We start from the raw sequence: 8,402 nt of genomic DNA, 5'->3' as shown, positions 1-8,402 counted from the left end.
GCCCCCACCCGCCGCAGCCTGCTCGCCGTCGGGCTCGCCGCACCCGCCGCCCTGCTCACGCCGGCCCGCACCGCGCAGGCCGCCCCGCCGGCACCGCCGGCCCCGGCCTTCGTCGACAGCTACCGCACGAACGTCGCGGCGAACACGACGGCCGAGACGAACGCGGCCGTGCGGGTCCTGTCGGACCTCGGCCGGTTCTGGCGGACCGGCCCGACGTGGGACACCGGCCGGGTCCTGGACCCGGGAACGCTGCGCCGCAACGTGCGGTACTGCGCCCGCACCACCGCCGCGCGCACCGCCGAGCAGGCGGCGGAGGCCTTCGTCGCCGACCGGCAGGACCAGAGCTACGCGCTCATCGCCGGCCTGGGCCCGCTGGCCCGGCCGTACCTGGACGGCAGCCTGGCGGTCACGAGCATCACCCGGGCGCCGGCGACGACACCGCCGACGAAGATCGAGGACGAGGTCCCCGAGGACGCCCCCGCGGGCGCGGCGACCGGCGCCGGGTCGGTCGACTCCGACCTCGGGGACGTCGTCCGCCTCGTCCAGACCGTCCGCGGACCGTTCGCCTCCAGCAACCCCAGCAAGAACGTCCTGCAGTACCCGCGCCCGTGGCGGCTCGCCCCCGACAGCACCGTCCAGCCGACGGGCCGCACCGACGCCCTCGGCTACCCCGTCTACCGCTCGGACGTGGCCGTCGTGCCCACGCTGCTGCGGCAGCGTTCGACGACCCCCGAGACCGACGGCGGCTACCCCAGCGGTCACACCAACGCCTTCCACCTCGCGGCCCTCGCCTACGCCCACGCCGTCCCCGAGCGCTACCAGGCGCTCGTGACCCGGGCCCTCGAACGCTCGCACCTGCGGATCGTCGCGGGCATGCACTCGCCGCTGGACGTGCTCGGCGGGCGGACGCTGGCCACCGCCCTCGCCGCCGCGACCCTGGCCGACCCGGCGAACGCGGCCGTGAAGACCGCGGCCCGCGCCACGGCGCTCGCCCACTTCGAGGACGCCACCGGCCAGGACGCCACCGGACTCGTGGAACTCACCGCGTTCGACCGCGACGCCGTGCGCGCGCAGGTCCTGGACCACCTGACCCTCGGTTTCCCCCGGACCGGACCACGGCGCGCGATGGTCGTCCCGAAGGGGGCCGAGGTGCTGCTGGAAACCCGGCACCCCTACCTCGACCGGGACCAGCGCCGCGAGGTCCTGCGCTCGACGGCCCTGCCGTCGGGGTACCCGGTCCTGGACGGCCCGGAGCTGTGGGGACGGCTGAACCTCTTCGACGCCGCCGACGGCTACGGCCGCTTCGACACGACCGTCGCGGTGCGGTTGGACGCCGCCGCGGGAGGTTTCTGCGCGACCGACGCGTGGCGCAACGACATCGGCGGCGCGGGCGGGCTCGTCAAGCGTGGTTCCGGCCGGCTCGCCCTCACGGGCCGGAACTCCTTCCGCGGTGGGGTTCGCCTCGAGGCGGGTGAACTCGTCGCGGCGTCCGCGGCGGCGCTGGGGTGCGGGGACGTCGACCTGCGCGGGGGCACGCTGACCCTCGCGTCGGAACTCCGGGTCGAGGGGAACCTGACGCAGGCCCCGGGCGCCGTCCTGCACGTCCCCGCGGGTGGTCGGCACGCTCCGCTGACCGTGCGCGGGACGGCGACGCTCGCGCCCGGCAGCCGGCTGGAGGTGGAGTTGGCCGACGACTGCCGCGTCGGGGAGGTTCAGCCCGTGCTGCAAGCCCGTTCCGTGCGCGGCGGGTTCGGCGCGGTCGTGGTCATCGGCGGCGGCCGGGCCGAACTCGTGGCGACGCGCCACGGGGTCGGTGTGCGCCGGCTCGCCGGCTGAGGCACCGCCGGGCAGGCCGGGTCGGCGCACCGCCGCGCCGATCCGGCCCCGGGCGCGCGTGGATCAGTCGTCGGCGACGACGACGAGCCGCCCGGCCAGCCGGCGGGGCGCCCAGAACGCCTCGACGAGCGCGTGGAGGAAGACCGCCGCGAGCAACCACCCGCCCGGCTCCGACGTCAGGGCGAGCACGACGCCCACGACCGTCCCGACGGCGCCGACGACCGCGGACCACCGGCGGGTGCCGAGCGCCCCGGCCACCCGCTGCCGCAGCAGGACGGTCGCGACGACCCGCACGACCGGGTCGTGCGGGACCGGCCCGCGACGACTGGCGCGGACGGCGGCGCGCACCTGCTCCGGGGTGGTCCCCGGGGGCAGGGAGCGGACGAGACGCCGCCGTGCGGCCGCCGTCCGCGTCCCGAGGGACAGACCGACCACGAGGCCGGCGACGAGACCCGTCCAGAGGGTGAAGCCCGTCCCGTCCGGACCCGTGACGGCGGCACCCACCGCGTAGACGGCTGCGAACAGGACGCTGAACTCGAGGACCCGCCACCAGGCGGGGGCCGTGTACCAGCGCCACCACACGCGCTCAGTGTCGATCCCGTCGCGGGCCCGCACCAACCCGGTTGCCCCGGACAGCCGAACGGGGAGACGGTGGAGGCGTGGACCCCACCGCCGACCTCCTCGCCGACTGGTCGCGGCGGTTCGCCGAACCCGTCTCGGGCTGGTCGTTCACAGCGCTCACCGACGTCGTGCAGACCTCCGGTCCCCCCTGGTCGTACACGGCGCTCGCCCGCGAGTCGCTGACCGGGGCGGGTTCCGCGCTCGACCTCGGCACCGGGGGCGGGGAGTTCCTCACCGGACTGGCGGACGTCCTGCCCCCGGACACGCACGCCACGGAGGGCTGGGCGCCGAACCTGCCCGTCGCCCGCGCGGCACTCGCCCCGTTCGGTGTCGGCGTCGTCGCGCACGACGCGGCGCGGGACCGGCTGCCCTTCCCCGACGGCCGCTTCGACGTCGTCCTGTCCCGGCACACGGCCTACGCGGCCGACGACGTGGCCCGCGTGCTGCGACCGGGCGGGACGTTCCTGACCCAGCAGGTCGACGGGCGGAACCTCGACGACCTCGCGGCGGTGTTCGGGACCGGACCCGCGTTCCCGGACGTGACCCTCGAGAACGCCGGCCGTGCCGCGCGGTCCGCCGGGCTCGGTGTCGAGGTGGCCGAGTCGTGGAGCGGCCCGGTCCGGTTCGCGGACGTGGCGACCCTGGTGTCGTTCCTGCGGATGGTCCCGTGGCAACTGCCGGCGGGTTTCACGGTCGAGGGCTGCGCCGGGTCCCTGCTCGCCCTGCACGCACGCCCGGAACTGCGGTTCACCGAGCGGCGGTTCCTGCTGCGGGCCCGGCGGTGATCAGCGCAGTCCGCGGTCGAGGAACTCCACGAGCCGGGTGGAGCGCTCCTCGACGTCGGCGCCGAGCGGGGAACCCCCGCCGGCCTCCAGGGTCGCGACACCGTGCCGGGCGCTGCGCAGCACGACCACCAGCCGGACAACGCGAGGGCTCACCGCAGCCGCCGCAACCAGTCCCCGGGCGCGTCCCGGAACCCCGCCGGGGGGTCCGGCCACCCGGCGAGGGCCCGGTCCCAGCTGTCGGCGCGGCTGACGACGGCCAGCCGGACGGCGAGCTGCAGGACGCGGGCGGGGTCCGGGAGGCCGGGCCACCCCGCGAGGTAGGCGGCGGCAGGACCGCGCGGGTCGGGGGACGGCCCCTCCGGCGCGGCGTCGAGGGCGACGAGCAGGCTGGTGAAGGGGTGGCCGACGCAGGCGTCGCCCCAGTCGAAGGGGCGCGCCCCGACGGTGAAGACGTTGCCGTCGTGCAGGTCGTCGTGCTGCAACGTCGCGGGCAACCCCGCGGCGGCGAGCTCGGCGGCCTCGTCGCGCACGCGGGGCAGCAGGGGGAGCACGTCGGGCGCCCAGCGCTGCGCCAGCCGCTCGAAGGCCGCGGGCAGCTGCGGCAGCCGGAGGTCGGGGACACCGAGCGCCACGAGGTCGTCGGCGTGGGGAGCGGTGGCGCGCTGCACCTCGCCGTAGGCCGCCAGCACGTCACGCCAGCGACCCCCGGCCGCGACGGGGTCCAGCAGGACGTCCCGGACGGTCGGGCCGCCGTCGGGCAGCAGCACCCAGCCGCGGTCCTCCTCGACCGCGAGCGGGACCAGGACGTGCGGGACGCCCCAGCGGGCCAGGGCGGACAGCAACCGGACCTCGTGCCGGGTGCGCACCGGGCACGCCTTGAGCCACACCGGGCCGGTGGTCGTCGGCAACCGCCACACCGTCGACCAGGGGCGGTCCTTGACGAGTTCGGCGGACCCGGGACCGGCCCCCGCGCGACGGAGCACGGCGACGGCCCAGGGCAGTGCGGCGTCGTCCACCGGACCAGGGAAGCAGGAAACCCCGCCCACCGTGCGGTGGACGGGGTTCCGGGTGTTCCCCAGCGGGGTTCAGCGGCTGCGGTCGGGCCGCCAGACGACGAGCGCGGTGGAGCGCTGCGACTCCGGCCGCCGACCCATGGGGGTGGCGACGATGTCACCGGCCACCCCGGCGGCGAAGATCCGCCGGGCCTGCTGCCGGACGATCGCGATCTCGGTCTCCAGCTCCGCCACGCGCTGCCCGAGGGCCAGCACCTGGTTCTCGAGGTCGAGGATCCGCTTGACGCCCGCGAGGTTCACCCCGTCCTCCTGGGACAGGCGCTGCACCTCCCGCAGCTGGGCGATGTCCCGCGCGGAGTACCGGCGGCCCCGCCCACGGGCCCGGCTCGGGGAGACGAGGCCGAGGCGGTCGTACTGCCGCAGCGTCTGCGGGTGCATCCCCGCGAGCTCGGCCGCGACCGAGATCACGAACAGCGGACTGTCGTCCTGGTACACCGCTCCCCTCCTCATCTCGTCCCCGTCTCGTCGTGGTGCCGGCCCGTCAGCTGCGGGCGCGGTCGGCGAGCCCGGCGCGCGGGTCGTCGCCGGCCGTCGCCTTCGCGAACGCCTCGACGGCCTCGCGCACGGCCCCGTCGACCCGCTGCGGGACGACGACCTCGATCGTGACGAACAGGTCGCCCCGCTCGTCGGTCGACCGGGACCGCTTGACCCCGCGGCCCTTGAGCCGCAGCGACCGGCCCGACGGCGTCCCGGCGGGGACCTTCACCTTGACGGTCGCGCCGTCCAGGGTCGGGACCTCGACCGTCGCGCCGAGCACGGCCTCGTCGAACGACACCGGCAGCGTCATGCGCAGGTCGTCGCCGTCCCGGCGGAACACCGGGTGCGGTTCGACGTGCACCGTGACGAGCAGGTCGCCCGTGCCGCCGGGACCGGCCAGCCCCTTGCCGCGCAACCGGACCTTCTGCCCGTCGCGGACGCCCTGCGGCAGCCGCGCGTTGACGGTCCGGGCCGGGCCACCCCGCGGGTCGGGGACCCGCAGGGAGACGGTCTTGCCCTCCAGGGCGTCGCGGAAGGTGACGCGCGCCGAGGCGTCGAGGTCCTGACCGCGCGCGGGCGTCTGGGTGCCGGCGCCACCGAAACCACCCGGGAAACCCCCGGGAGCAGCGCCGCCCTGCCCGAACAACCCGCCGAGGAGGTCCTCGAAACCTCCGCCGGCGCCCCCACCGGCACCACCGCCGGGGGTGCCGAAGCGGACGCCGCCCGGCGCCCCGCCGCGGCCCTGGCCGAACAACCCGCCGAGGAGGTCCTCGAACCCCGCGCCGCCGGCCGCGCCGCCCGATCCCCCGGAGGAGAAGCGGGCGCCGCCGCCGACCATGGCGCGGATGCCGTCGTACTGCTGACGCTGCTCGGGGTCGGACAGGACCGCGTAGGCCTCGCCGACCTCCTTGAAACGCTGCTCGGCGGCCGCGTCACCCGGGTTCGCGTCCGGGTGCAGGGTGCGCGCCCTCTTGCGGTAGGCCTTCTTGATCTCGGCCGCGTCGGCGTCGTGGGAGACGCCGAGGACCGCGTAGAAGTCCTTCTCGGCCCAGTCCTGCATGCTCACCGGCGTCCCCCTCCCTCGGTCTCGTGCTGGTCGTGGCAGGTCATCCCTGCGGGTCGGCCACCGCGACGCGGGCCGGACGCAGGATCCGCTCCCCCAGCTTGTACCCCGGCTGCAGGACCTTCGTGCACGTCGCCACCTCGTACTCGTCGGAGTGGCTGTGCATGAGCGCCTCGTGCACGGCCGGGTCGAACGGTTCGCCGTCCTGGCCGTACCGCTCGAGGCCGAACCGGTGCAGCGTCGCCTCGAGCTTGTCCGCGATCGCGGAGAACGGGCCGGTGAGGTCACCGTGCTCGCGCGAGAGGTGGAGGTCGTCCAGGACCGGCAGCAGGGCCTCGGCCACGCCCGCGACCGCCGCGTTCTTGGCGACGTCGCGGTCGCGGTCGACCCGCTTCTTGTAGTTCACGTACTCCGCGTTCAACCGCTGCAGCTCGTCCAGCCGCGAGGCCGCGAGGGTGTTCGCGGCCTCCAGCTCGGCGTCGGCGGCCCCGTCGTCCGGGCCCCCCGCGGCCGGGGCCGCGGGGGTCTCGGCGTCGGCGGCGAGGTCCTCGCCCTGGCTCCGCACCTGACCCGTCTCGGGGTCGATGCGTCGGTTGTCGCGGACCACGGTGGGTTCGGCGAACTCCTCCGACATCACTTGTCCTTCTCGTCGTCGACGACCTCGGCGTCCACCACGTCCTCGTCGGAGGACGAGCTCTTGCTGAAGTCGGGGCCGTCCTGGGCACCCGCGTCACCGGCCGGCGCGCCCTCGGACTGCTGCGCGGCGTACATCGCCGCGCCCAGTTCCTGGGAGGCCTGCGCGACGGCGTCGGACTTCGCCTTGATCTCGGCCGCGTCCGTGCCGTTCAGCGCCGTCTTCAGCTCCGCCACGGCGGACTCGACCTTGGCCTTGCCGTCGTCGGGCAGCTTGTCGGAGTTGTCGGCGACGAACTTCTCGGTCTGGTAGACGAGCGCCTCGGCCTGGTTGCGGGCCTCGGCCTCCTCGCGACGCTGCTTGTCCTCGTTCGCGTGCTGCTCGGCGTCCTTGACCATCCGGTCGATGTCCTCCTTCGACAGCGCGCTGCCGCCGGAGATGGTCATCGACTGCTCCTTGCCCGTGCCGCGGTCCTTCGCGTTCACGTGCACGATGCCGTTGGCGTCGATGTCGAAGGTGACCTCGACCTGCGGGACCCCGCGGGGGGCGGGGGCGATGCCGGTCAGCTCGAACGTGCCCAGCGGCTTGTTGTCGCGGGCCAGTTCGCGCTCGCCCTGGAACACCTGGATGAGCACCGAGGGCTGGTTGTCGTCGGCGGTCGTGAAGACCTCCGAGCGCTTGGTCGGGATGGCCGTGTTGCGCTCGATGAGCTTGGTCATGATCCCGCCCTTGGTCTCGATGCCCAGGGACAGCGGGGTGACGTCGATGAGCAGGACGTCCTTGCGCTCACCCTTGAGGACACCGGCCTGCAGGGCCGCGCCGATGGCGACGACCTCGTCCGGGTTCACACCCTTGTTGGGTTCCTTGCCGCCGGTCAGCTCCTTGACGACGTTCGTCACGGCCGGCATGCGGGTGGAACCGCCCACGAGCACGACGTGGTGGATGTCGGCGAGCTTGACGTCGGCGTCGCGGATGACGTCGTGGAACGGCTTCTTGGTGCGGTCCAGCAGGTCCTGGGTCATCTGCTCGAACTGCGCGCGGGTCAGCTGCTCGTCCAGGTGGACGGGGCCGTTCTCCGTCATCGACAGGTACTGCAGCGAGATGCCGGTGCTGGTGGCCGTCGAGAGTTCCTTCTTGGCCTGCTCGGCGGACTCGCGGAGGCGCTGCATCGCGATCTTGTCCTTGGACAGGTCGATCCCGTAGGACCCCTGGACCTTCTTGAGCAGGTGGTCGACGACGCGCTGGTCCCAGTCGTCACCACCGAGGTGGTTGTCACCGGAGGTCGCGCGGACCTGGATGGTGGAGAACCCGTCGTCGTCCTTGCCGACCTCGAGCAGGGACACGTCGAACGTCCCGCCGCCGAGGTCGAAGACGAGGATGAGCTCGTCCTCCTTGCCCTTCTCCAGCCCGTAGGCGAGGGCCGCCGCGGTCGGCTCGTTGATGATGCGCAGGACGTTCATCCCCGCGATCTCGCCGGCCTCCTTGGTGGCCTGGCGCTGCGCGTCGGAGAAGTACGCCGGGACGGTGATGACGGCGTCGGTGACGGTCTCGCCGAGGTAGCTCTCGGCGTCGCGCTTGAGCTTCTGCAGGATGCGGGCGCTGATCTCCTGCGGAGTGTACTTCTTGTCGTCGATCTCGACGGTCCAGTCGGTGCCGACGTGGCGCTTCACGGACCGGATCGTGCGGTCGACGTTGGTGACGGCCTGGCGCTTGGCGATCTCGCCGACCAGCACCTCACCGTTCTTGGCGAAGGCGACGACGGAGGGCGTGGTGCGCCCACCCTCGGCGTTGGCGATGACCGTCGGCTCGCCGCCCTCGAGGACGGAGACGACGGAGTTGGTGGTCCCGAGGTCGATGCCGACCGCACGTGCCATGGTGGATGCCCTCCCGAGCGAAGTGGAGCTGTTGAGCGT

General features: G+C 74.3%; 9 protein-coding genes. 2 read left to right on the top strand and 7 right to left on the bottom strand.

Annotated features, from left to right (window positions below; genetic code table 11):
• Positions 1-1,836: phosphatase PAP2 family protein (locus AB2L28_RS17150; RefSeq protein WP_370720197.1), on the top strand; the 1,836-nt coding region annotated here is incomplete at its 5' end.
• A gap of 63 nt (positions 1,837-1,899) precedes the next feature.
• Here the strand turns inward: AB2L28_RS17150 and AB2L28_RS17145 are convergent.
• Positions 1,900-2,418: a hypothetical protein gene (locus AB2L28_RS17145; protein WP_370720196.1), complete on the bottom strand. Its 519-nt coding sequence runs from the start codon at positions 2,416-2,418 to the stop codon at positions 1,900-1,902.
• 77 nt (positions 2,419-2,495) lie between these two features.
• Here AB2L28_RS17145 and AB2L28_RS17140 point away from each other — a divergent pair, with 77 nt between their 5' ends.
• Positions 2,496-3,242 carry a class I SAM-dependent methyltransferase gene (locus tag AB2L28_RS17140; RefSeq protein ID WP_370720195.1) on the top strand — a complete coding sequence of 249 codons (747 nt, stop codon included), beginning with the start codon at positions 2,496-2,498 and terminating at the stop codon, positions 3,240-3,242.
• On the opposite strand, the gene AB2L28_RS17135 is transcribed toward AB2L28_RS17140, so the two are convergent.
• The 6 genes from AB2L28_RS17135 to dnaK form a co-directional block, all read right to left on the bottom strand.
• Complete coding sequence (locus AB2L28_RS17135) at positions 3,243-3,395, bottom strand: hypothetical protein (RefSeq protein WP_370720194.1); 153 nt, start codon at positions 3,393-3,395, stop codon at positions 3,243-3,245.
• Positions 3,392-4,258: an aminoglycoside phosphotransferase family protein gene (locus tag AB2L28_RS17130; protein ID WP_370720193.1), complete on the bottom strand. Its 867-nt coding sequence runs from the start codon at positions 4,256-4,258 to the stop codon at positions 3,392-3,394. The genes AB2L28_RS17135 and AB2L28_RS17130 overlap by 4 nt, the downstream gene beginning before the upstream one ends.
• 69 nt (positions 4,259-4,327) lie before the next feature.
• Positions 4,328-4,765, bottom strand: a complete 438-nt coding sequence (locus AB2L28_RS17125) for a heat shock protein transcriptional repressor HspR (RefSeq protein ID WP_370720192.1) — start codon at positions 4,763-4,765, stop codon at positions 4,328-4,330.
• A 31-nt stretch (positions 4,766-4,796) separates the two neighbouring features.
• The gene (locus AB2L28_RS17120; protein WP_370720191.1) at positions 4,797-5,858 is read right to left on the bottom strand and encodes a DnaJ C-terminal domain-containing protein; all 1,062 of its coding nucleotides are present in this window, start codon (positions 5,856-5,858) and stop codon (positions 4,797-4,799) included.
• A gap of 40 nt (positions 5,859-5,898) precedes the next feature.
• On the bottom strand, positions 5,899-6,489 hold the full coding sequence (gene grpE, locus AB2L28_RS17115; RefSeq protein WP_370720190.1) for a nucleotide exchange factor GrpE: 591 nt from the start codon (positions 6,487-6,489) through the stop codon (positions 5,899-5,901).
• Positions 6,489-8,363, bottom strand: coding sequence for a molecular chaperone DnaK (gene dnaK / locus AB2L28_RS17110; protein WP_370720189.1), 1,875 nt, complete (start codon positions 8,361-8,363; stop codon positions 6,489-6,491). Before dnaK ends, grpE begins: the two co-directional genes overlap by 1 nt.
• Positions 8,364-8,402: the final 39 nt, after the last annotated feature.

This window comes from Kineococcus mangrovi (genome assembly GCF_041320705.1).
GTDB lineage: Bacteria > Actinomycetota > Actinomycetes > Actinomycetales > Kineococcaceae > Kineococcus > Kineococcus mangrovi.
The sequence above is the reverse complement of the archived record's forward strand: the minus strand, read 5'-3'. Positions and strand labels throughout refer to the sequence as shown.